This window comes from Pirellulales bacterium, from assembly GCA_036267355.1.
In the GTDB taxonomy this organism is placed as follows: Bacteria; Planctomycetota; Planctomycetia; order Pirellulales; family DATAWG01; genus DATAWG01.
The window spans coordinates 1-25,359 of sequence record DATAWG010000008.1 but is presented as its reverse complement, the minus strand read 5'-3'; the positions used below and the strand labels follow the sequence as shown (position 1 = coordinate 25,359).

Annotated in this window: 16 protein-coding genes; 8 read left to right on the top strand and 8 right to left on the bottom strand. The window is 61.4% G+C overall.

Features of this window, described 5'->3' with window-relative positions; genetic code table 11:
* The first annotated feature begins 604 nt into the window (after positions 1-604).
* The 7 genes from VHX65_01815 (at position 605) to VHX65_01785 (ending at position 14,466) form a co-directional block, all read left to right on the top strand.
* Positions 605-1,399: a hypothetical protein gene (locus VHX65_01815; GenBank protein ID HEX3997263.1), complete on the top strand. Its 795-nt coding sequence runs from the start codon at positions 605-607 to the stop codon at positions 1,397-1,399.
* Complete coding sequence (locus tag VHX65_01810; GenBank protein HEX3997262.1) at positions 1,308-3,161, top strand: DNA polymerase Y family protein; 1,854 nt, start codon at positions 1,308-1,310, stop codon at positions 3,159-3,161. Before VHX65_01815 ends, VHX65_01810 begins: the two co-directional genes overlap by 92 nt.
* A gap of 110 nt (positions 3,162-3,271) precedes the next feature.
* A complete protein-coding gene (locus VHX65_01805) occupies positions 3,272-7,087 on the top strand; it encodes an error-prone DNA polymerase (protein HEX3997261.1) in 3,816 nt (1,271 codons plus the stop codon).
* A 231-nt stretch (positions 7,088-7,318) separates the two neighbouring features.
* Entirely contained in the window at positions 7,319-8,401 is a 1,083-nt protein-coding gene (locus tag VHX65_01800; GenBank protein HEX3997260.1) for an ATP-grasp domain-containing protein, read from the top strand.
* A gap of 179 nt (positions 8,402-8,580) precedes the next feature.
* Complete coding sequence (locus VHX65_01795) at positions 8,581-9,600, top strand: hypothetical protein (GenBank protein ID HEX3997259.1); 1,020 nt, start codon at positions 8,581-8,583, stop codon at positions 9,598-9,600.
* Positions 9,601-9,734: 134 nt separating this feature from the next.
* Positions 9,735-12,764, top strand: coding sequence for a PVC-type heme-binding CxxCH protein (locus VHX65_01790; GenBank protein HEX3997258.1), 3,030 nt, complete (start codon positions 9,735-9,737; stop codon positions 12,762-12,764).
* Positions 12,765-13,098: 334 nt separating this feature from the next.
* A complete protein-coding gene (locus VHX65_01785; GenBank protein HEX3997257.1) occupies positions 13,099-14,466 on the top strand; it encodes a hypothetical protein in 1,368 nt (455 codons plus the stop codon).
* Between the two features lie 141 nt (positions 14,467-14,607).
* On the opposite strand, the gene VHX65_01780 is transcribed toward VHX65_01785, so the two are convergent.
* From VHX65_01780 to VHX65_01745, 8 genes are all read right to left on the bottom strand, one after another.
* Positions 14,608-16,077 (bottom strand): DUF1501 domain-containing protein, encoded by a 1,470-nt coding sequence (locus tag VHX65_01780; protein ID HEX3997256.1) that lies wholly within the window; start codon positions 16,075-16,077, stop codon positions 14,608-14,610.
* A 38-nt stretch (positions 16,078-16,115) separates the two neighbouring features.
* A complete protein-coding gene (locus VHX65_01775; GenBank protein HEX3997255.1) occupies positions 16,116-16,481 on the bottom strand; it encodes a hypothetical protein in 366 nt (121 codons plus the stop codon).
* A 172-nt stretch (positions 16,482-16,653) separates the two neighbouring features.
* Positions 16,654-16,869, bottom strand: a complete 216-nt coding sequence (locus VHX65_01770) for a hypothetical protein (GenBank protein HEX3997254.1) — start codon at positions 16,867-16,869, stop codon at positions 16,654-16,656.
* A 29-nt stretch (positions 16,870-16,898) separates the two neighbouring features.
* Positions 16,899-17,246, bottom strand: coding sequence for a DUF5615 family PIN-like protein (locus tag VHX65_01765; protein HEX3997253.1), 348 nt, complete (start codon positions 17,244-17,246; stop codon positions 16,899-16,901).
* Positions 17,243-17,542: a DUF433 domain-containing protein gene (locus tag VHX65_01760; GenBank protein ID HEX3997252.1), complete on the bottom strand. Its 300-nt coding sequence runs from the start codon at positions 17,540-17,542 to the stop codon at positions 17,243-17,245. Before VHX65_01760 ends, VHX65_01765 begins: the two co-directional genes overlap by 4 nt.
* Before the next feature lie 35 nt (positions 17,543-17,577).
* Positions 17,578-19,740: a PSD1 and planctomycete cytochrome C domain-containing protein gene (locus VHX65_01755; GenBank protein ID HEX3997251.1), complete on the bottom strand. Its 2,163-nt coding sequence runs from the start codon at positions 19,738-19,740 to the stop codon at positions 17,578-17,580.
* Between the two features lie 230 nt (positions 19,741-19,970).
* Positions 19,971-20,306, bottom strand: coding sequence for a hypothetical protein (locus VHX65_01750; protein HEX3997250.1), 336 nt, complete (start codon positions 20,304-20,306; stop codon positions 19,971-19,973).
* Between the two features lie 168 nt (positions 20,307-20,474).
* Positions 20,475-21,197: an SGNH/GDSL hydrolase family protein gene (locus VHX65_01745; GenBank protein ID HEX3997249.1), complete on the bottom strand. Its 723-nt coding sequence runs from the start codon at positions 21,195-21,197 to the stop codon at positions 20,475-20,477.
* Positions 21,198-21,406: 209 nt separating this feature from the next.
* Between VHX65_01745 and VHX65_01740 the strand changes: the two genes are divergently transcribed.
* Positions 21,407-25,359 (top strand): MG2 domain-containing protein (locus VHX65_01740; protein HEX3997248.1); only part of this gene is annotated, 3,953 nt, incomplete at its 3' end.

The following is a 25,359-nucleotide window of genomic DNA, read 5'->3' as shown; positions in this document are numbered from 1 at the left end:
TCTGCGATGCTGGTCCGGTGCTGGCACGAAAGAACCACGGATTCAAAGCTAGCCAAACCACGAATTGCGCGAGAGACGCGAATACGTTGCGGCGCGAACCACGAATCACCAATCGCGGCCGTAAGGGGCGCACCCAACGTAGCAGGCACACTCCGTGTGCCGTCTGCGCTCCGCGGCGGGTTGTACACAGAGCGGGGCAGACGGCACACGGAGTGTGCCTGCTACAATTGAGCCGTTTCGCCGCGCGTCGCGAGGATTTCGACCGTTCGTTTGTTACCGATTGAATGTCCTCCGCAACTTGCGGAGAAGTTTTGGAGCTCCGCGAGTGCGGCCTTTGGCCGCACCCAACGTAGCAGGCACACTCCGTGTGCCGTCTGCCTCTCGCGGGGCGTTGCGCACATAGCACCGCAAACGGCACACGGAAGTGTGCCTGCCGCGATCGGGGGCGGCAGTTCGACTTCCGTATTTACTGCCGCTGCTCGCTTGCGATATCGATCCTGCTCGCGAATTCTCTCGGAAGGGGGGGCCGGCAGTTTGCTCTTTGCGCGGCGGCCTGCTTCGTTTATCTTCTTGACATGATAATGTACGGACGTATAGTGATAGCATGCTAGCATCCTCCAGCCAAGCCGAAATCGTAGACGCCTTGCGAGAGCAGGTGCAGCGATTGGAAGTTGCGCGCCGCCCGGCGGTTCCCTCGTTTTCCAGCGGCTGCGGGGCATTGGATCGCATCTTGCCGGGGCAAGGCCTGCATCGCGGCACGCTGGTGGAATATCTCGCCGAAATCGGCAGCGGCGGAGCGGCCTTGGCCCTGATTGCCAGCCGGGAAGCATGCCGCGACGGGGGAGCCCTGGTGGTGATCGACCGCGGCCGCTCGTTCCATCCCCCCGCCGCCGCCAATTTGGGCATCGAATTGGCCAATGTCGTTTTTGTCCGCCCGCGAACCCGAAAGGATTTTCTCTGGGCACTGAATCAGTCGCTCAGTTGCCTGGGCGTGGGGGGGGTCGTGTGCTGGCCCGAACGGCTGGATAGCAAAGCGTTTCGCCAATTGCAGCTTGCCGCGGAAAGCGCCGGAAACATCGGGCTATTGATTCGTCCGCCGAGCGTTCGTGGGCATCCGGCTTGGTCCGACATGCAATTGCTCGTGGAAGCGCGTCCCTCGACTGGCGCGCCCCGGGGACTGGCTCAATTTCCGATGCCCTGTGAGGAAATTGTGCCCGTCCCCTTCTCCGCGGGCCGGCGTTTGCGTGTGGAAGTGGTTCGTTGTCGAAATGGCACCCCCGGGGCAGTCGTTCAACTGGAGCTTGACGATGAAACAGGAACGCTCCAAGAATCGCACGCTCGCGATATGGCTTCCGCATTGGCCGTTGCAGCGGGTGCGAAGCAATCGTCCGGAGCTTAAGGGCCGCGAAGTCGTTTTATACGGGCAAGTTCGCGGGGCATTGCGAGTGGTCGCTTGCTCGGGCCGGCAGGGCATCACGGTGGACATGCCCCTGGCCGAAGCCAGGGGGCTCGTGCCGGCGGCCTATTTCGAGCAGCACGATCCTCGGGCCGATCGAGCGGCTCTCGAACAATTGGCCTGCCGCTCCGAACAGTTCAGCCCGCTCGTCGGCATCGACGGCGGCGACACGCTCTTGTTGGACGTCACTGGTTTGGCGGCGCTGTTTGGAAGCGAAGCGTCGCTGGTGCAGCAATTGATGCGGGCATTTCATCGCTGGGGTTTTGTGGTGCGAGCCGCATTGGCCGACACGCTCGGCGCCGCTTGGGCGCTGGCTCGCTTCGGGCCTCCCTCGCTAGCGCTTCGGGCTAACATGTTAGCCCGACGCGCTAGCGAGGGAGGCGAGGCCGAAGCGGGAAGCCATTTTTCGCCCGTGATCGTGCCGCCGGGACAAACGGCCAGGGCCTTGGCCGATTTGCCGATCGCGGCCCTGCGCTTGGAAGCGGAAGTCGAAATTCTCGCCGAGTTGGGCATTCAGCGGATCGGCCAATTGCTCGGTCTTCCGCGCGAAGCATTGGCCGCCCGGTTCGACCCACGATTGCTGTTGCGGTTGGATCAAGCCACGGGCGCGGTTTCGGAAATCATCGTGCCGCATCGTCCGCCTCCCGACATTGCGGCCGGCATCGAATTGGAATATCCCACCGAAGATCGGCAGGCGGTAGACGCGATTCTCGGCCAGCTCATGGAGCGCATCAGCCGGGCATTGGTCGCACGGCAGCAAGGCGCGATTCAACTGGAATGCCGCTTGAAGCATGAAGGGGGCGAGACGATCCAATTTGTCGTCGGCCTGTTTCGAGCCAGCGCGCAGGCGAAGCATCTTTTGGAACTGACGCAAATGCAATTGGATCGGACCGCGCTTGTAGGGCTGAAAAAGGGGACTGGCTCCGAGCGACGGTCCGCCGCGGCTCCGCTCGATGCGTTGCCGCGAGGTGCCCGTCCCCTTTTTCAGCCCGGCCCGGTAACGGCGGTGAGATTATCGGTCTTGGCGGCTGCGCCGTTGCAGGCTTGGCAACCGGAGCTTTTCGAGCCGTCGAAGCGCGAAAGCCGCCGGCAGGTGGCGCAGCTGGTCGATCGGCTCAGCAATCGCTTGGGACGCGAAGCGGTGGTTCGAGCTTTGCCCCAGCCCGACGCTCAGCCCGAATTCGCGTTTCGCTACGAGCCGTTGGCGGGCGTCGTGCCGCGAAAGGCTGTGCCGCGAAAGGGGTCTGGCTCATTTTCCAGCCGTAGCGGAAAGAATTTGCGCACGAACCGGAAGCCGGAAAATGTGCCTGACCCCCTGTCATCGCCAAGCGGGAAGAACGGCCGGGGACTGTCCCCTTTTGCGGAGTCCGCGGAGCAAAAGGGGACTGTCCCCCTCGCGTCGCCCCTCGCGTCGCCGAAGAACTCGCGTTGGAAACTCCTGCCCCGCCCGTTGCGCCTGGAAACCGAACCGATCCGGCTGGAGGTGTTGTCGGTGGTTCCCGAGGGGCCGCCGATTCAATTTGATCTGCACGGCATTCATCGCGTGGCCCAAGCCTGGGGCCCCGAACGAATTCAAACCGGTTGGTGGCGTGGCCGCTATGTCCAGCGCGATTACTACCGGATCGAAACGGCGGCGGGCCTCCGCTTCTGGCTCTTCCGCCGCCTGTCGGACGACCAATGGTTTTTGCACGGAGCATTCGATTAAGAAGGCTGTGAGGCTTTGAGACTGTCAGGCTTTGAGGAAAGGACGCGCAGCGTCCGCCATCGCCTTCGTACCTCACAGCCTCAAGCCTCAAGCCTCACAGCCTTCCCCCCATGCCTGAGCAACCCGACAGCAATCGCCGACAACTCGCCGATACGCCGCCCGTTTCACCGGTGCCGCGGCAGACGGTCGTTTCCTATGCCGAATTGCATTGCAAAACGAATTTCTCGTTTCTCGAAGGGGCCTCGCATCCCGATGAACTCGTGTATCGCGCCGCGGAGCTCGGCTACTCGGCATTGGCGATTACCGATCGAAACAGTTTGGCCGGAGTGGTGCGGGCCTGGGGAGCCGCCAAGCAAGCAAAGTTGAAATTGCTTATCGGCGCCGAACTCACGCCCATCGATGCGCCGCCGCTTGTGGTGTTGGCGACCGATCGCAAAGCCTACGGCCGGCTGTCGCGATTGATCACGGTCGGCCGGCGAAACGCTCCCAAAGGCCAGTGCCGGCTCACGCTCGACGATATCGCCGCCCACGCCGAAGGATTGCTCGGCCTGGTGGTGGGCACTATTACCGATTCCACAGAGTGGCACCCGGCATTCTTGCAACAGCTCTCGCGATACCGCGAGATATTCGCCGATCGGTGTTATTTGTTGGCGGAGCTGCATCGGGGGCCGAACGACGATCGCGTGCTCGAAGAGCGGATTCACCTGGCTCAAAAAGCCCGGCTACCGCTGGTGGCCGCCAACGACGTGCATTTTCATCATCCCTCGCGCCGGGCATTGGCCGACGTGCTGGCTTCGACGCGAGCGGGCTGCACCGTGGCGGAAGCGGGCGAGCTGTTGTTTCCCAATGCGGCCCGGCATTTGAAATCGCCGGAAGAAATGCGCGAGCTGTTTGCCCGCGTGCCCGCCGCCGTGCGCCGCAGCGTCGAGGTGGCCGAGCGATGCACGTTTGTCTTGGATGAGCTGCGCTACGAATACCCCGAAGAACTGGCCCCGGCGGGGCAAACGCCGCTGGAATATCTCACTCGGCTGACTTGGGAGGGGGCCGGCAATCGCTATCCCGGCGGAGTGCCGGAAAAGGTGCGGAAGCTGCTCGAACACGAATTGCGATTGATCGCGGAACTGCGCTACGAAGCCTATTTTCTCACGGTGTGGGACCTCGTGATGTTTGCTCGATCGCGGGAAATTCTTTGCCAAGGACGCGGTTCGGCGGCCAACTCGGCCGTCTGCTTTTGCCTGGGCGTCACCTCGGTCGATCCCGAGCGCATGGATGTGCTTTTCGAGCGGTTCATCAGCCGCGAACGGAATGAAGCCCCCGATATCGACGTCGATTTCGAGCACGAGCGGCGCGAAGAGGTGATCCAATATGTGTATCAAAAATATGGCCGGGAACGGGCCGGCATGACGGCCGAAGTGATCACGTATCGGCCGCGCTCGGCGGCTCGCGATGTCGGCAAGGCGCTCGGGCTGTCGTTGGATCGCGTCGATGCGCTTTGTAAAACGCTCGACAACCACGGTCGGCTTCCGGCGGAGCGCTGCGCCGCGGCCGGCATCGATCCGCAATCGCCCATCGGCCGGCAGCTTTTGGGGCTGGTCGGCGAGTTGCTGGGCTTCCCGCGGCATTTGGGGCAGCACGTCGGCGGGCTGGTGATCACCGAGGGGCCGCTTTGCGAAATCGTGCCGATCGAAAATGCCGCCATGGAAGATCGTACCGTGATCGAATGGGACAAAGACGACTTGGACGAACTGGGCATTTTGAAAGTCGATTGCCTTTCGCTCGGCATGCTGACGGCGATTCACAAATGCTTCGACCTCATCGAGCAACACTATCAACCTGTTGAAAAAGGGGACGGGCACCTCGCGGCAATGCACAAACCGCAACAACATTCGGCGGTCGCTCGGAGCCAGTCCCCTTTTTCAACATACCAACCTGTTGAAAAAGGGGATGGGCACCTCGCGGCAACGCACAAACCGCAGCAACACCCGTCGGTCGCTCGGAGCCCGTCCCCTTTTTCAACAGGCCGGCGGCTGACGCTGGCCGACATTCCCGAAGGCGACGCCGAAGTGTATGGGATGATTTGCCGCGCCGACACGATGGGCGTGTTTCAGATCGAAAGCCGGGCCCAGATGAGCATGTTGCCGCGGCTGCAGCCCAATCGTTTCTACGACCTGGTGATCGAGGTGGCGATCGTGCGGCCCGGGCCGATCCAGGGAGACATGGTGCATCCGTATCTGCGGCGGCGGGCCGGCGAAGAGCCGATCGAATATCCGAACGACGCGATTCGGGCCGTGTTGGAAAAAACGCTCGGCGTGCCGCTGTTTCAAGAGCAAGCGATGCAATTGGCCGTCGTCGCGGCCGGCTTCACGCCGGGCGAGGCCGACCAATTGCGGCGGGCGATGGCGGCCTGGCGGCGGCCCGGCGTGATCGACGGCTTCCGCGTTAAGCTGCTCGAAGGGATGCGGGCCCGTGGGTTGTCGGAAGAATTCGCCGAGCGATTGTTCAAGCAAATCCGCGGATTCGGCGAATATGGATTTCCCGAGTCGCATGCCGCCAGCTTCGCGCTGTTGGCGTATGTCTCGGCATGGCTGAAATTCCACTATCCAGCGGCGTTTTGCGCCGCGCTCATCAACAGCCAGCCGATGGGTTTTTACGCGCCGGCCCAATTGGTGCGTAATGCGATCGAGCATGGCGTGGAAGTCCGTCCGATCGACGTAAACCACAGCCGCTGGGATTGCACGCTGGAAGACGAGGAGGATAGGGGACAGGGGGCAGGGATCAGGGGTCAGGAACTGGAAGACGCCCGAGTAGCCCGAAGCGCTAGCGACGATGCCACGTTAGCCCGAAGCGCTAGCGAGGGTGCACTAGGCAACGCCCAAAATTCTCAGGAATCGCGCCGTGTACCACTGGCTCTGCCAGTGCCGTGTGTGGAACGTGATCGTGCCAAATGCACTGGCGGAACCAGTGGCACACAAGCGCAGTCTGCCAGCGTTGAACCCGCGCCGCCGCCATCGGCACTGACAGACTGCGCTTGCCAGTGGCAAACCGAAAAGGCGATCCGCTTGGGCCTGCGAATGGTCGTCGGCCTGCCACAGGCGCAAGCGCTATTGATCGAAGCCGCTCGCGATGGCAAACCGGCCCCCGCCACTCTCGCCTCTGGCCCCCGGCACCTGTGCTCTGCCCCCTTTTTCTTCGCCACCCGCTCCTCGAAGGGGACGGTCCCCTTTTGCTCCGCGGACTCCGCAAAAGGGGACAGTCCCCGCTCCGCGGACTCCGCAAAAGGGGACGGTCCCCCTGCTCCATTTCGCTCGATCGACGATTTCAGCCGTCGCAGTGGCGTGCGGCCGTCGGTGGTCGAGCGGTTGGCGCGGGCCGACGCGTTTGAATCGATGAAGTTGAACCGCCGCGCATCGCTCTGGCAGGCATTGCGGCCGGCGCATGCCAAAGAGACATTTCCGCTGTTCGATAAATTGGCCGACAGCGAACCGCCGCTCGCGCTGCCGGCGATGGATGGCCGGCAAGAGGTTTTTGCCGACTACCAGACGGCCGGCCTATCGCTCAAATCGCATCCGATCGCGTTCTTTCGCCGCGAATTGGATCGGCTGCGCGTCGTTCCGGCCACGAAACTGGCGAGCTTGGAGGATGGCCGATTCGTGCGTGTGGCGGGCTTGGTGTTGGTTCGCCAGCGACCGGCCACGGCCAAGGGAATCACGTTCGTCACTTTGGAAGACGAAACAGGCACGGCCAATCTCATCGTGCGGATCGACGTATGGGAGCGATTTTACACCGTCGCCCGAACCGCTCCCGCTTTCATCGCCGCCGGCCGGTTGCAGAATCAAAAAGGGGTGATCCATGTGTTGGTGTCGCGATTGGAGAACATGAACGACCGCGTGAATGAAATTCGCACCCACTCGCGCGACTTCCAATAGTCGCGCCGCACATACAAACTCCCCCAAGCCCAGGGAAGGCCCCGGCCCCGCCGCGCCAATAGAATGATCTCTCCTGGCCTTCCCTGGGCTTCCCCCGCGCAATGCAATCAGCGGCGCCGCCGTCCTGGCAATCCGCGGGGCTTGTACACCCGCCAACGTTTTATACGATGAACCCTTCGGCGGAGCAGGAGCTTCGCAGGGCAAACGCGCCGCAACAGGAGCGACACGAACGTGAAAATCGGCCTCACCTACAATCTCCGCACCTCCAGCCCCCATTCGTCCTCCTCCAATTCTCACGACCCGGCAAACTCGACCGCAAATTGGATCGACGACGCCGAAGAGGAATTCGATTCGCCGGAAACGATTCAAACAATCAGCCGCGCGCTGGAATCCTTCGGCCATGAGGTCGAGCTCTTGGGCGACGGCCTGCCGCTCTTGCGGCGGTTGGTCGGAGGTAGCCGGCCCGATCTAGTCTTCAATTTTGCCGAGGGCACCGGCAGCGGCCGATCGCGTGAAGCGCGCGTTCCCGCAGTGCTTGAAATGCTCGACATCCCCTACACCGGTTCCGACCCGCTGACGCTCTCGGCAACGCTCGACAAAGCATGCGCGAAGCAGTTGGTCCGCGGGGCAGGCCTGGCAACACCCGATTGGCTCGTGGTCGACCATCGTTTCCAGGCCGACGGCCAAGCGGATGACGAAACGGTCGACATCCGCCGCCGGCTCACGACGATGCCCCTGCCGGTGATCGTCAAGCCGGCCTGCGAAGGCTCGAGCAAAGGCATCCATCAGACGAACCTGGTCGAAGATTCCGATCGGCTCGTGGAAGTCGTCGAACAGATGGTGACCCATTATCGCCAACCAGTGCTCGTCGAAGAATTCATCGACGGCGACGAGTTGACCGTCGGCGTCGTCGGCCATCGGCCGCGGCAGGTGCTCGGCGTGATGCGCGTGGTGCCCAAAGATGCCCACGGCCGGCCGTTCATTTATAGCTTGGAAGTGAAGCGCAACATGGATCTGGTGCGCTACGAATGCCCGGCCCGGCTCTCGGCAAGCGATCTGCAAGCGGTCGAAACAGCGGCACTGGCCGTTTGGCGCACCTTGGGATGCCGCGACGTGGCCCGGATCGATTTCCGGCTGCGCAACCACGTGCCGTATTTCCTCGAGGTGAACCCGTTGCCGGGGCTCAACCCTGCGACCAGCGATTTGCCGATCATCTCCCGTGCGGTTGGCGTCGAATATCCGGACCTGATCGGGCGGATCGTGCAAGCGGCAATGGAACGGCTTGCGGAAAACGCCATTGCTGGGCAGATTTAGCGGTGGCCGAGCAGATTTAAGCCGGACCATTCATATCGCCAGGAATTGCGGACATGTTGCGAAACAATAGCCCGAAGCGTTAGCGAGGGTAAGTCTCAGTGGCTCGCTTACGCTTCGGGCTAGTGTGGCACGATGCCAAGAGCGGCAGCGAAGAACGAATCGTAGAGTGCTAACTGTCCGTGGAAATAATCATCCTCTACAACCAGCCCGCGAGGTCGCCCGGCCATCCAGCCTATGACCAAGAAGCGGGTGTGCTGGAATCGGTGGCGGCATTTCGGTCGGCTCTTTTGGCGGCCGGGCATGCCGTCGGCGAATTTGCATTGGCCGACAGCCTCAGCGATCTGATCGACGCTGTCGAGTCGCGGCGGCCCGATGTGATCGTGAATTTCTGCGAAGAATTCGGCGGCACGACGGCCGGCGAAATTTACGTGGCCGGACTGCTGGAAACATTCAAAATCCCCTACACCGGCTCGCCGCCGGAATGCCTGGCTCTGGGGCGCGACAAGGCGCGGGCCAAATGGCTGATGTCCGGGGCCGGCCTGCCGACGGCGCCGTTCGTGCGCGTCGGCCGTGATGAACCGCTTCCCGCAAAGCAGTTGATGGACTGGCTTGCCGAAGGACCGCTGTTCGTCAAGCCGGCCAGCGAAGATGCGAGCCTTGGGATCGATCACGACAGCGTCGCCACGGATTGGCCGGCCGTCGAGCGCCAAACGGCCATGATCACCGACGGCTTTGGCGCCGCATTGATCGAGCGCTACATCGATGGACGCGAATTCAATATCGGCGTTGTCGCGCTGCCCGAGCCGCGGGTATTGCCGCTTGCAGAGATAGAATTCCAGCTCGGCGGCCCACTGCGATGGCCGATCGTCACGTATCAGGGGAAATGGGACATGGAGGGAGTCGAAGATCGAGCAACGCAAGCTCGCTGTCCGGCCGAAGTCGAGCCGGCGCTCGGGCAAGTAATCGCCGATGCGGCGCGGCGGGCGTTCTGCCTGTTGGGTTGCCGCGATTATGCCCGCGTCGATATGCGAGTGGATCGCGCGGGACGGATTTTCGTGCTCGAGGTGAACGCCAATCCGGATGCTGGTCCGCGGGCCGGACTGGCAAAAGCGCTGCGCGCCGGCGGCATCGAGTACGATGACTTCGTATGCCGCGTCGTCGACACCGCGGCCAAGCGCGGCCGCTTCGTAGCGAGCTAATCGCAGCCGGCGTCGCGGAATTTCAGCGTATGCAGCCGATGCGCTGTTGCTTGCCGTGCGACGGCACGGCATTCATAATCAAAGCCCAAACGGCAAAACTCGTTCTAACTTTCCCACCCTCCGTCGAAGTTGCCATGCCCAAACGCTCACGACTGCTCGTCTTGTTGGTTATTTTTCTTGCGGTTGCGTCGCGCTCTTTGACGGCCAGCGCCGCTGAGCCGCTCCCGTGGGCGCAGGACAAACCGCCGGGGCCGGCGCTCTCGCCGCAAGACGCCATCAAGCGGATGGTCGTGCCGGAAGGCTTTTCGGTCGAACTCGTGGCCGCCGAGCCCGACATCGTCAATCCCGTGGCCATGACGTTCGACGAGCGCGGCCGAATTTGGATCACCGAAAGTTTCGAGTATCCGCGGCACGACGCCGGGCCGGGTCGCGACGTGATCAAAGTGCTCGAATCGACCAAGGGAGATGGAAAATTCGACAAGATCACGACGTTTGCCGATGGCTTGAATATTCCATCGGGCATTGCGGTCGGGCATGGGGGCGTGTGGGTGGCCGATTCGCCCGACATCTTGTTTCTCCAAGACACGAAGGGGACGGGCAAGGCCGACAAGCGCGAAGTCGTCGTGACCGGATTCGGCCGTTATGACACGCACGAGGTGCCGAACAATCTCACCTGGGGCCCCGACGGCGATCTCTACGGCCTCAACGGCGTGTTCAACGAAGCCCACATCAAGCAGGGCGATCGCGATTTACGATTCACGTGCGCTCTCTATCGCATCGATCCTCGCACGCGAAAGTTCGATCTTTTCTGCCAGGGCACGAGCAATCCTTGGGGATTGGCGTGGGATGCGGAAGGGAGCGCGTTCGTCAGCGCCTGCGTGATCGATCATCTCTGGCATCTGACTGAGACGGGCTACTACCATCGCCAGGGCGGCCCATATCCACCGTTCACCTGGGAACTCGGTTCGATCGTCAATTTCCGCCATCAGAAGGCCGCGTATTGCGGGCTGGTGTATCTCGATAGCGACGCATTTCCGCCGGCCTATCGCGACAAACTGGTGATGGGCAATATCCACGGCAATTGCCTCAATGTCGACCAACTGCATCGCAACGGCTCGACGTACCGGGCAACGCCGGCTCCCGATTTGCTCACCGCCAACGACGTGTGGTTCATGCCGGTGGTGCAGCGGATCGGCCCCGATGGCTGCCTCTATATCCTCGATTGGTACGACCGGTACCACTGCTACCAAGACGCCAGCCGCGATCCAGCGGGCGTCGATCGGAAATACGGCCGGCTCTACCGGCTGCGATACAAGAACACGCCGCCGGCCGGGCTGTTTGATCTCGCGAAAGAGACCGATGAGCAACTCGTCGAACGGCTGAAGAGCGGCAACATTTATTTTCGCCAGACAGCCAGACGCGTGTTGGCCGAGCGCGGCGAGGCGAAGAGCGCTCCCTCGCGGCCGATGCTGGAAAAATTGGTGCTCGACAAATCCGCGCCACACAAAGCACGGTTGCAAGCCCTTTGGGCGCTGATCGGCAGCGGTTCGCTCGACCTCGATTTTCAAATTCAGCTATTATCGAACGCAGATCCGAGCATCCGGGCATGGGGCGTTAGGGCAACTGGAAATTTCAACCGCCTTGACTGGCGATTTGCTCCAAAAATATTCGAGTTAGCGGCCGATCCGTCGCCGGATGTGAAGCTGCAAGTGGCGATTGCAGCCGGAAAACTCGATGGCCCGAATCCGGAAACCTTGCTGCTCGACGTGCTCGCAAATGCCGGCGATGATCCGCTGATTCCGGCGATCGTGTGGCAAAATCTGCAACCTCGGCTGGAAGCTCATGCGGCCGCGGTGGTCGATCGCATCGCCAAGGATGCTGCACTCCGCAAATCGCCCGGGCTGAGTGCCTTGATGCCGCGGCTGGTCGAGCGAATCCTTGCGAACAGCAAGTCCGACCCGCACCCGATCGCGTTGCTTTTCGAAACGCTGCTCACCTCGGATGCAAGCTCGAATGTGGCGGCGAAAAATGCGCTGGCCCTGTTGGCGCGAAAAATCCAAACCCGCGAGATCGCCGGCAAGCAGTTGAACGACTTGCGCACGATGCTCGAGCCGAGTTTGCTTTCGATTGTCGTCCCCAAAACGGCCGACGGCGTGCGCAATCCGTTCAGGCTCGACGTCGCGCTGCTGATGGTTTCGTTCGGAGATCCAAAGCCGGCCGTACTGAGGGCGGTGCGCGAAGTGTTTTCCTCGGCAAGCTATGCGGACAATCGGCGTATCGAAGCGCTCGGAGCACTCATCAGCGCCCGCGCTCCTGATCTGCTGGAAACTGTCGCGGCGATTTTGGAGAACCCGGCGAAATCTTCTGCCGGATTGCGAGCATCGGTTTTGGCGTCGCTCGGACACAGCGACGACCCGCGCGTCGCGGAAACCGTCTTGGCGGCATACGGCAAGCTCGATCCCGACTTGCAGCCCAAGGCGATCGAATTGCTCACGCAACGGGCCGTTTGGGCCAAATCGCTTTTGACGGCCATCGGCGAGAAGAAAATTCCCGCGTCGGCACTGAATGTCAACCAAGTGCAACGGTTGCTCGCCAGCCACGATAAGGAACTCACGGCGTTGGTGCTGGCGAAATGGGGCAGCGTGCGCACCGAGCGGAATCCAAAGCGCGAGCAAGTCGCGAGGCAGACGAAGGAATTGCTCCTGAAGAACCACGGCGATCCGATGCGCGGCTGGGCCGTGTTCAAAAAAATCTGCGCCCAATGCCATCGGATTTACGGCGAGGGGCAAGACGTAGGGCCCGACATCACCTCCAACGGCCGGGCATCGTTCGATCAATTGCTCTCGAACGTGCTCGATCCGAGCCTCGTGATCGGGGCCGGTTATCAGGCCCGAATCGTGCAAACGACCGGCGGCCGCGCGCTCACTGGCCTGACGGTCGAGGACAGCCCGCAACGGATCGTGCTTAAATTGCAGGGGGGCAAGCTGGAAACGATTCCCCGCGGCGAAGTGGAATCCAGCACGATCAGCAAGCTATCGTTGATGCCGGAGGGCTTGGAAAATCAGTTGAGCCGGCAAGAATTGATTGATCTGTTCCAATTCCTGCTGTTGGACAAGCCGCCGACTGACCCGAGCGCCAGGCGATTGCCGGGCGCTCCGCGGTAGCCGGATGCCTCGTGGTAGTGTGTCGTCCCGCGGTAGCTAGCGAACGTTCGCTACGGCCGGGGGCCAGCGGCCGTCGAATTCGGACGGGCTCGTCTTCGATGCTTCTCAAACTCGTTCGACGATGGCTTCCTTTCGCGATATCGCGGTGCCGACGATGTGCGCAGGCTGCGGTGCGCGCGTTCTGGTGCCGCAAGTCCGCCCCGGGACACGACTCAAGTGTCCAACGTGCGGGGCGGTGTTGCGAGTTGTCTCCATCGCACCGAAAACAATCGCACCACCGCCCGCTCCCGCGCCGCTGGGATCCAATCCGACGGCGACGATTGTTCCCCACGCCGTGGATGCTTCCCACTCGGCCGACGTTGCCGCGGAGATCGATGCCTTGCTGTTCGGGGATTTAACGGATCGGCAAGCGGAGACCGCGCCGGCCACGGCCGAGCATTCTGAGGCGGCTCAAGCCGAGGGACCGAAATATTTCATTCCGCCGACGGAAGTGCCTCATCCGGACGCAGCCGGCGCCGAAACTTCGTCCCACCTGCAAGTGCCGTCGGTCGAGTTGCCGCATGTCGAGACGCGGAAGCCGGCCGGCGACTCCATCGCGGATGCCCGATCGCCCGACGTTGGGCTGCCGCCGCCGTTGCCATCCGCGGCATTCGCTCCTCCGCCACAATCCCAGCGGCCGCCGCAGCGCGACCACGAATTTCAGTTGCAACCGCAACTCGACCTGCCCGAGGCGGCAAGTTCGCGGATGCAGCATGTGATTGAAGCCGCGGCCGAAGAGGAAGAAAAAAAGCACCAGGCCGAGCTCGCCAAGGCGAGCGAAAAGGCCGAGAAATTCACGCCCCATGCGACGCTTGCCGATCCGCATCGGGCGTTCTTGAGCGGCGTGTTCGAATTCCCGTTCTATCTCGACGTGCTGCCGCAATGGATCAAGTTGGCATTCACGCTGACGCTCGAATTGACGCTCGCCTGGTGGATCATCGAGCTCAGTCAGCATTCGGCGGGACGCGATTTTTGGACCAGCGGAATCGCCATCGGATCGCTGGTGATGCTCGCGCCCGCCGTTCTGTTCGGATTTATTTGGATCGCCATGACTTGGGCCGTCGGCTCGTCGATTCTCGAAGACACCGCGGCCGGCATGAACCACATCGACAATTGGCCCGAATCGCTCGTGCTCGACGACCTGCCGTCGCTGGTGTTTCCGGCGGTCGGGCTGTTCCTCTCGGCACTGCCGGGGGTGACGATCGCATGGCTGAGCGGAAAATCCGTACCGGAATTTTGGTTCATCGCGCCTTCGATCGTGCTATTGTTTCCGTTCGTGCTGCTCTCGATCTTGGAGACGGGATCGGTGTTCGTGCCGTTTTCAATGCCCGTGTTTCGTTGCTTGCGCAAGCGGCCGGGCACGTGGATTTGGTTCTATGGCGAATCGACGATCGTCATCACAGTTGCCGCCTTGACGAGTGTGCCGCTTTGGCTGAAAGGTGAATGGCCCCGATTCGCATTTGCGGCCGTTCTGGCGACTGCGGCGATCATCATCTATTTTCGCCTGCTCGGCCGACTGGCGCTGGTTTGCGCGAACCAGGCCATCGAATGGACGGAAGACGAGCCGGACGCCGAGGCGGAAACGGTCACAGATGACGATGGGCCGGATCAAGCCGTCCCGGAACCGTCGGCGGCCGACGACGTGCAAAATCACAACGATTGATCGCCCATTGTAGCAGGCACACTCCGTGTGCCGTCCGCGCCGCTACAACGCGATGCATTTCACGCCGCTATAACTCGCCGCGCACTGTGGCAGCCGAGCGCGCTAGGAGAGGCAAACGGCACACGGAGTGTGCCTGCTACGTTATGCCATCAGGCCGGGGACGATTTGCCCGTAAAGATCGGTGAGGCGGAAATCGCGGCCGGCGTAGCGGTAGGTGAATTTTTCGTGGTCGAAGCCCAATAGCCGCAGCACCGTGGCGTGCAGATCGTGGACGTGCACCGGCTTCTCGACGGCCTTGAAGCCGAATTCGTCGGTCGCGCCATGGACATGGCCGCCGCGAACGCCGCCGCCGGCTAGCCAGACCGTGAAACCATGGTGGTTGTGATCGCGGCCGTTCACTTTTCCCTGGTTGCTTCCCTTCTTCGGCAATTCCACGGTCGGAGTGCGGCCGAACTCGCCGCCGCAAATCACGAGCGTGTCTTCGAGCAAACCGCGCTGCTTGAGATCTTTCAGTAGAGCTCCCATCGCCTGGTCGCACTGCTGCGCCAGCCGGCGATGCTGCACTTCGAGATCGTCGTGGCTGTCCCATGGCTGGCCTTGCCCGTGCCAAACTTGCACGAACCGCACGCCGCGCTCGATCAGCCGCCGGGCGATCAAGATTTGCCGCGCCTGGGTGCCGGAGCCGTACATTTCGCGGATGTATTTCGGCTCCCGCTCGATATCGAACGCCTCGGCCACTTCCGTTTGCATGCGGTAGGCGAGCTCGAAGGATTGGACGCGCGATTCGAGTTGTTCGTCGCCGGGGCGCTCCGCGGCATGACGGCGATTTAGCGCCTGCACGAGGTCCAATTGCCGGCGCTGCTCGGCAGGCGAACTGTAGCGATTGCGGACGAATTGCACCAGCTTTTCAATGTCGGTGAATTGGCTGTCGATGTACGTGCCTTGATAGATGCCGGGCAAGAAGCCGGCCTGCCAGTTTTGCGATTCTTGAATCGGATAACCGCCGGGGCACATGGCGATGAACGCCGGCAGGTTTTGGTTCTCCGTGCCCAAGCCGTAGGTGAGCCAGGAGCCGAAACTGGGGCGAATCTGCCGGCCTTCGCCGCAATTCATGAGCGCCAGCGATGGCTCGTGATTCGGCACATCCGCATGCATCGAGCGGATGACGCAAATATCGTCGATGCAACTGCCGACGTGCGGGAAAATTTCGCTGACTTCGATGCCGCTTTGACCGTATTTCTTGAACTTATAGGGCGACGGCAACGCGGCGCCGGTTTTCCGCTCGGTGGGCAAATTGCTCATCGGCAAATTCTTGCCGGCATATTTGGCAAGCGACGGCTTGGGATCGAAGGTGTCGACATGCGACGGCCCGCCGTTGAGAAACAAATGGATGACCCGCTTCGCCTTGGCCGGCAGCGGCGAGGGCCGGGCCAACAGCGGATTGATCGGAATGATTGCCTGGTTGCCCTGGGCCGCCTGTGCCGCAGACGCAAAAAACCCGGTCTGGCCCAACAGGTCCACGAGCGCGATCGCACCGAAACCGGCCCCGCAACGGCAGAGCATATCGCGGCGCGAAAGACCCGGCGGATTAATATGCGGTTCGGTGTTCATGGCGAAGGCCTTTCTCAGCAAAATTCAACTCGGTGAAATCAATCCGGTAAATCGGTCGGGCCTGCTTCGTTTTGGATGCGAGCCCACAGTTCTTGCAAATTCAATCGGTCGACCCACTCATGGAGGTACGACAAATCCAACACCGGCCGCTGCAATTCGTACACGCCCAGCGCATCCGTAAACTGCTTCTCGCTCCGGCCGCACAACTTCGCCCAACGCAGTTTTGCCAGAATCGTGTCTTCAGGGCTCGAAACGTAAAACTGGAGTTGATCGACCTCCACCGATTGCCTGCGTGCAAACCTGGCTTGATCGAACGGCTCGTTGGAAAGCAGCCAGAAATCGACCTTCTCGCCGCCCGCGACATCGATCAAGTTGAACATCTGCAGCTTTTCAATCGCCGTCATCGCGGCCGTTTCGCTTAAATAATATTCCGGCGGAGGAAAAGACCGCAGCAACTCACGAACATGCTGTTTCTCGAGCGCGACGAGAACCGCGGCTCGCCTTGAGCACTCGACGCCATCGAACCCGTAACCATGTATTGGATGCCCGCATTGTCAAGCGTTTTTACCACTTTGGCTAATAATTCGTGTTGTGACATTTGTCGAGCCGGTCAAGATACAAGCGATGAAAGACGTCTTCCGACAAATTCGGGAAGCGCTGCCGCAATCCCGCCCGAAACAGCCGCCGGCCGAAATCGGACATTTCGCAGGCCTTCTTAAGCCGCTCGCCCGGCGTCATCCGCCGCAGCACTTCGATATACTCGCGATGATTGGGCCGCGCTTTCGGATCCATGAACTTCTCGCATTTGCCGACTGCATTTATTATTTCGGAAGATAAATAACTCGCCCCGCACACTCCTCGGTTTCGCAAATGTTCGCGATAAGTTCCAGATCGTCAACGCAGCGGCCAATTGGAACCCAAAGCCGGTGCGCATAAATCACACCAGAAAAATTCTCCAGGCCTCGCTGCCGTCGGTTCGCCTGCCTGAGCATATCGGAATCGTTGGAAAACAGGACACGGCCCAACTCGCCCGGCCTATTGATAACGTCGGTGTCCTCCATGCCAGCATTACCGTCGTCCTGCACGGTCAAGACATCTACACCTCGACGCCGGAGCCCATTAGGAATTGCAGCATCGACATTTTCGTCGATGTAAATTTGCAAAGTCACGGTAATTTGCCCATCGCACGGAGCTTTGCCGCGATCGGTGATGGTCCCGCTTGCTCGCGCATCTCGTTCGCGAACGTAATATCTCGCTCAATCTCCGCTTGGTGATCGTAGTAGTACGCGAACGCGGCATGAATTTCCGCCATCGTCAGATGTGGAAGCGACTGCTGAATCTGCTCGGGCGTCGCATTGTCGATTCGCTTGATCAACACAAGGTGGTTCACCTTGATCCGGCTGCCGGCAATTCGGGCAACGCCGTTTTTGTCCAACTCGATGTGCTCGCAGGAAACGTTTGCCATAACGCACCGTCCGAAAAATTGTGGTCCGCCTCCACTCAATCAATGTACACAAACTCGTTCGTCATCAACAATGCTTGGGCGTAGCGTTGCCACGGGGTCAGCTTGTCGTCGGGATGCGGTTTCGCGCCAGTTCCGCCCGGCGGCGGCGCGGCTAGATATTGCCGGGCCAGCGCGATTTCATCCGCCGTCGGCTCTCGGCTGTAAACCAAGCGATACATCCGCCGCACCCGCTCCCCCGTGTCGCTCGCGGAAGCGATTTCCGACCGGGCCGCCAATCGCTCCGCCTGCTGCACCACGAACGGGCTGTTCATCAAGAACAACGCTTGCTGCGGGATCGTCGTAACGTGCCGCATCGGGCTATGGGCATCGGGCGAAGCGAAGTCGAATGTCCGCAGGAGTCCCTGCAAGTTCTGGCGGTCCACATAGCTATACACGGTCCTTCGCCGCACGAACGGTTCCTTGAGCAGATCGATGCTGGGGCCGCCGATCTTTTCATCCAGTTCGCCGCCCGCGGCAAGTAGCGCATCGCGCATGGCTTCGAAATCGAGCCGCTGCCGGTTGAAATGCGAAAAGAGCCGATTCTCCGGATCGAGCGATTCAGACTTGGCCGAGCCGTTGCTCGATTCCTGATAGACGCTCGACAACATGATCGCTCGATGCAGCCGCTTGATCGACCAGCCCTGTTTCACGAACCGCGAGGCGAGATAGTCGAGCAATTCGGGATTCGACGGCGGATCGCTGCGGGCGCCGAAATCGCTCGGCGTGCGGACCAATCCGGTCCCGAAATGGTGCAGCCAAACGCGGTTGACCATCACTCGGGCCGTGAGCGGATTGTCGGCCGAGGCAATTTTGCGGGCCAGTTCGAGCCGGCCGCTGCCGTCGTGAAACGGCTTTCGATCGGGGCCGGAAAGCACTTCCAAGAATTGCCGCGGCACTTCCGCGCCCTGATTGCCCGAGTTGCCACGAATGAAAATGTGCGAGTTTGACGGGTGCGGCCGATCTTCTTCGATGAGCGCCTTTTCCGCCGAGCCCGGCTTGAGCGGCACTTCCTTTTCCTCCGACGAATTGAGCACGCCGTAGAGCGAATAATAATCGGCGGTCGGAATCGGATCGAATTTGTGGTTGTGGCAGCGGGCACATGTCACCGTCAGGCCCAGCATGCCGCGCGAGATCACGTCGATTTGGTCGTCGATAATCAATTGCCGATCGTTGATGAACCGCCGACCGACAGTGAGCAAGCCCATCGCGGGCAGATCGAGGTTATCTTTGTGCGGCAGCCGATCGGCGGCAATTTGCTTGACGAGAAACTGATCGTAAGGCAAATCGCTGTTGAATGCGTGGATGATCCAATCGCGATACAAATAGGCGTAGCGAATTTCGCGATTCTTGTTGTCGCCGACGTAGCCCTTGTTGTCGGCATATCGGGCCACGTCGAGCCAGTACCGGCCCCAGCGCTCGCCGTAATGCGGCGATGCCAGCAGGCGGTCGACAACTTTGGCAAACGCATCGGGGGTCGCATCGTGAACGAACGCATCGACTTCGGCCGGCGTCGGCGGCAAGCCGATCAAATCGAACGTCGCCCGGCGGATCAGCGTTGGCCGGTCGACTGGCGGTGCCGGCGAAATCGCCTTGGCTTCGAGCTTCGCCAAGACAAAGGCGTCGACGGGCGACTTCACCCAAGCCGCATTCTTCACGCGCGGCGCCGCCGGCTCGCGCACCGGTTGAAAGGCCCAATGATGCTTCGGATCGGCGATGCCGCCGCTTGCCGAAGGCGCTCCGGCGGCCGGCGAATCGGGCCACGGCGCCCCGAGCTTGACCCACGTGGCCAGCGTCTCGACCTGATCGGCCGGCAGCGGTTTCTTGGGCGGCATCTTCGTGTCGCCGTGGTAGCGAACCGCTTGCACTAGCAGGCTTTTCTCCGGCTGCCCCGGCACGATCACTGCCCCATCGCTACCACCCTTCATCGCCGCTTGCCGGGAATCGAGCCGTAGGTCGGATTCTTGCTTTTTATCGCCATGGCATTGATAGCAATTCGCGGCCAGCAGCGGCCGGATCTTGGCCTCGAAGAAATCGCCGGCCGGAATGTCACCGGCAAACAGCGACGCCGGACCCGCTAAAACTGAGCCGAGAATGACAGCCGCGCAGAGCGCGAACCATTTGGATCGCGGCGAGAGCGAAATCCGAAACGCGAAGGCCATCGGTGGTTTCGCTCCAAATGCGCGGCAGCGAGGCGGAAGTCAGCCGCGGTGCATCGAAATCGCGTTGGCATCAAGGTGGGGCGGGCGGAAGCAGTCCCACAAGCGCGCTTCCGGCGGGCAAGCCCATTCTAGCCGCTTTATCCCATATTTCGCAACCGATTCTCAAGGGCACCAAACGGCGGAGCGCACGCTTCCAGGCGCACGCCGGCAGCCGCGTGCGGCGCCTCCGACTACTTCGCCGGGTTTGCCGGTCCTGCAACGAGCGCAACTGCGGCCCGGACTAGATTCGGCAAATTCTTGGGGGACGGAAGCGACAGGGACACGGCAGCGTGCGAAACCTTCGCGGTAAATCCCTGCGACGATTGCATTATGAACCCATCAAGAGCGCTGCGAATCCCAGGACCAGCTTGGGCGAGAGCCGCCGCGCCGTTCTGATGGTAAAGCTCCGCAAGCATGTCGCGACCGGAGAGGATCAATTTTTGAACGTGTTCGGCGGCGTTGCCGTTTTGGGCCACGAGCGTGCCTGTCAGCATTGCATCGCCGCTGAGATCAAGCGACAGCGACATGGACTTGAGCGCAGAAATCGGCTGAGACAAACTTTGTCACCAAGCCGAGTCCGGCCGTGCCGACGGCCGGCTCGGCGGTCCGCGCCGCGCCGCAAAGCAGCAAAACAACCGGAAACGATAACGCCGAGCACATTCGCATCGTCTCACCTCACCTTGATCGATCGTCGCCTACTTGCTCGCCGCCGGTGCTGCTTCGACCTTGGCATCCGGAACGCCGACGCCGCGCAGGATTCCGAGGGCCATGATGGCGTCGCCCATCGGCTTCATATGCACTCCATCGGCGGTAAGCCAGTTGCCTTTGAAATCGGCCGGCTTCTTGGTCAGCGCCTTGACGAACATCGCGTGGAGATCGACGAACTCGCACTTCTTCGCTTCGGCGATTTTCTTTTCCGCCGCGATGTATTGCAGCAATCGGGTGTTGCCTTCGTTGTTCGGATCCTCGAAGATGATCGTCGGCGAAAGCAGAATCACCTTGATGTCGGCCGCCTGCGCCAGATCGACCATTTTCGTGACGTTCTTGGTATATTCCTCGAGCACCTTTGGATCGTGGGGCTTGCCCAGCCGATGCCACACGTCGTTGATTCCGACGGAAATCGTCACCCACTGCGGCTTGCGATCGACGACGTCGTGCTTGAACCTCGGGGCCATGTGTTCGGCATGCTGACCGCTGATGCCGACGTTGATGATCTTGGGGATTTTCAACTGGGGATAATCCGCGGCCAACACTTGATCGACGTCGATGAGATAGCCGCCGGCTTGCGTGATCGAATCGCCGATCGCGACGATCTGGTCTCCCGGCTTCAATTGCAAGTCCTTGGGCAGGTCGGCCGGGGCGGGGCCGACAAGCGCGATCACGGAAGCGAACAACTTGGCGAGGCTGGCGAAATGCATGGCGGTTCCTTCGGGAAAAAGGCGGGATCGAGCCGGCGGGACGCACGCGAACTGCGTTTACAATAACCGCTAGCACCGGCCGAATCCAGCACGCCGGCCGTTCGACGCCGCCCTGCACCGAAAGATTCCGACGAACCTCGGCCGGGCGTGATTCGTATTGGGATCGCGCGTGGCAAGCTCGACAACGCGGCGCGCGTGAGCCCGGGGCCATGGCTTTTCGTTCGAGTTTCCACGGCGACGGCACCGAAAAATCGCTCATGGCCGACGAGCCATTCATGAATCCGCCACGCGACATCCGCCGGCCGACCAGCTTCGCCCGCTTGTTGGCGATCGCTTTGCTCGCGGCCGGCCTGCTTCCAAGCGGTTGGATCGCCGCGATGGGCGGATCGCAAACCGTCGGGCGACCATCGCGCGATCTCCTAAAGAAGCAACTCGAAGCGGGCAATTTTAAGGATGCCTTCGACGGCTTTCGACGGTTGGTTCTCGATCCGGCCGACGATCCGCGGCAGGCTGGCGACGATCTGGCGTTGGCATGTCGCGCCCTGCAGGAACTGGGCCGGCTCGACGAACTCGACGACTTTCGCGAAGCGGCAATTCGCACGCATGCGAAAAACTGGCGGTTGCTCCGGTCCGCCGCCAACACTTGTTTGGGATTCAACCATTTCGGCACGATCGTTGCCGGCAAGTTTCACCGCGGCAAATCTCGCAGCCCGGCCGGCGACGGCCAGTCGGCGGATGCGACGCAGCGAGACCGCGTGCGCGCTTTGCAACTTCTCGTCGCCGCGATGCCACTGGCCGATGCTGATCCGTCGCATGCCGCAGTCGCGGGCCTCTATACCGATCTCGCGCACGCCCTTTTATCTGGGCGAGCGCTGACACAAGCATGGCAACTGCAATCGCTCACCGATCTTTCAGAATTGCCGGACTACGATCTGCATTGGTCGGCCGGCGACAACCTCGGGGCTCCGGTCGACGCCGATGGAACGCCGATTTTCTACTTTACCCCGAAGCGCTGGTCTGATGCCGCCACCGATGGCGAGCGCTGGCGCTGGGCCCTCGCGCGAGCAGCGGAAGTCGATCCGCGGCAATTGAACGCGATTCGCTTTGCCACGGCTCAGTTCCTTCAGAGCCAGTTTGGCGTCAATACGTTGGGAGACGATTATCCGCGGCTTTTCGAGGCGAGTGTCGCCGCGAAAGATAATAAGGCCGACCCCAATGGTCTCGCTCCGCAGACCCTCTCCGACGAGGAGACGATCGCTCGGCTCGCCACCGGCGTCAGGCGGTTCAAGCTGCCGGAGGAATTCAATTTCATCAAGATCTATCAAAAGATTGCGGCCGAGCCGCAAACCGGCCGCGCTCCCGAAGCGCTCGAAGCGCTCGCGACGCTTTTTGAAGATCGCGGCCAGCTCGACCGCGCGGCCGACTATTGGCTCGAGGCGATTCGCGATTATGGCCCTGGCAAAGACAATCATCGCCGCGAGCGGCTCGATCAGATCGTCGGCAATTGGGGCCGATTCGAAGCGGGCGTGCCGCAGCCGGCGGGGAGGCCGGCCACGGTCGATTTCCGCTTCCGCAATAGCCGGCAGGTGAGCTTCGAGGCCCATTCGATCAAGCTCGACAAGCTGTTCAAAGATGTAAAAGCCTATTTGAAATCGAACCCGCATCCGTTCGACGGCGCGCAGATCGATTTGCACGACCTCGGCGCGCGGCTCGTCCAGAGCGACCAGCAGCAATATATCGGCCCGAAAGTCGCCTCGTGGGATCTCGAACTCAAGCCGCGGCAACATCATCTCGATCGCCGCGCGACGATCTCGACGCCGCTGCAAAACGCCGGCGCGTATCTGCTGTCGGCTCAGATCGCGGACGGCAATACGAGCCAGATCCTCGTGTGGCTCGACAACACGGTGATTGTCAAGAAGCCGCTGGCCGATGGAACCTTCTACTATGTCGCCGATGCGGCCAGCGGTCAGCCCATCGCCAAGGCGAACGTCGAGCTGTTCGGCTATCGGCAACGTCAGTTGCCCTCCGGCAAGACGGATGTCGAGACGCTCGATTTCGCCGACTTCACCGATGCCGACGGCCAGTTGATCGTTCGGCCGCGGCCCGACCAGCAGAAGTTCGACTGGCTTATTGTCGCCACGGCGCCGCAATCGCGGTTTGCCTTCCTCGGCTTCACGAACATCGCCTCGCCCGATCTTCTCGACGCCGAATACAACGAGACGAAGGTGTTCGCGATTTCCGATCGGCCCGTGTATCGGCCGGGGCAGACCGTGAAATTCAAATTTTGGGTTCGCCACGCCAAATACGATCAGCGCGACGGTTCGGATTTCGCCAATCAGAGTTTCGCGGTCGAGATTCGCGATCCGAAAGGCACGAAGCTGCTCACGAAGACGCTCACCACCGACGCCTATGGCGGGATCGACGGAGAATTCGTTGTTCCGCCGCAAGCGACGCTCGGCATCTATCAATTCTCGCTTGCCAATTTCGGCGGCGGGAGCTTCCGCGTCGAGGAATACAAAAAGCCCGAGTTCGAAGTGACGATCGATGCGCCGGCCAAGCCGCTCGTGCTGGGACAAAGGGCCAAGGCAACCATTCGCGCAAAATACTATTTCGGCTCGCCCGTGACGCATGCGACCGTCAAATACAAAGTGCTCCGCAGCCGGTTTGACGCCCCGCCATTTCCGCCGGGCGATTGGGACTGGCTGTATGGCCCGGGCTATTGGTGGCTCGGCTACGATTGCGATTGGTATCCCGGCTGGGCAGATTGGTGCACGCCGCGCCCGTCGCCGTCGTGGTCGGGCGTGCCGATCGAGCAGCCTGAAGTGGTTGCCGAGCGCACGCTCGCGATCGGTTCCGATGGCACCGTGGCGATCGACATCGACACCGCGCTCGCGAAGGCGATTCATCCGGATTGCGATCATCAATATACGATCACTGCCGAAGTGACCGACGCTTCGCGGCAAACGGTGGTGGGCAACGGCAGTGTGTTGGCGGCGCGGCGACCATTTCAAGTCGTCGTGTGGGTCGATCGCGGCTACTATCACGTCGACGACGTCGTGCGAGTCGATTGCTTCGCCCGATCGCTTGACGGCCGACCGGTGCGCGGCGACGGCAAGTTAAGCCTCGCCAAGATCGCTTACAAGAATGGCAAGCCGCAGGAAACGGTCGTCCGCGATTGGAATCTTTCCAGCGGCCCCGACGGCCGGGCGACGCTGCAAATCAAGGCTTCCGAGCCGGGCCAATACCGCCTTTCCTTCAACCTCACCGACGACCGGAAGCATTCGATCGAAGGTGGCTGTTTGTTCGACGTCGTCGGCCAAGGCGTCGACAGCTCGAATTTTCGCTTCGACGATCTCGAACTAATCCCCGATCGGCCGCAATATTCCCCCGACCAGCCGATGAATCTGATGGTCAACACGGCCCGGCCAGATTCGGCCGTGTTGCTGTTCGTCCGCCCGGTGGGAGGCGTCTATTTGCCGCCGAAGCTGCTGCGGCTCACGGGAAAATCCGCGATCGAATCGATCCAAGTGCTGAAGCGCGACATGCCGAATTTCTTCGTCGAAGGGCTGACGATTGCCGACGGCCGGCTCTATTCGGAAGTGCGGCAGATCATCGTGCCGCCGGAATCGCGAATGATGAATGTCGCCGTGCAGCCGTCGCGCGAAGAATACCGGCCGAACCAGCCCGCCACCATCGCGCTGAAGCTCACCGATTTGGCCGGGCGACCGATCGTCGGCTCCGCCGTTGTGGCGATTTACGACAAAGCCGTTGAATACATCTCCGGCGGATCGAACATCGAGAACATCAAAGCCTTTTATTGGCGATGGAAACGCGATCACAACCCGGAAACAGAGACGAACCTGTGGCGCGAATTCGACAACAGGGCAAACCCCGAAAAAGCTTGGATGGAAGATATCGGCTTTTCCTTCGAGCAATACGTGACGAGCATGGTGCAGCCGGGCGCGATCAGGTTCAGCATGGATCCACCGCGTCCAATGATCCAGCCCTCGATTCGTTCGAGTTTCGCCGATACGGCCCTGTGGGTCGGGGCGCTCGAGACGAACGACAAGGGGGAGGCCGAGGTGGCCCTCACCATGCCCGAGAATCTTACCACCTGGAAAGTCAAAGTCTGGGCGATGGGCCAAGGCACCAAGGTCGGCGA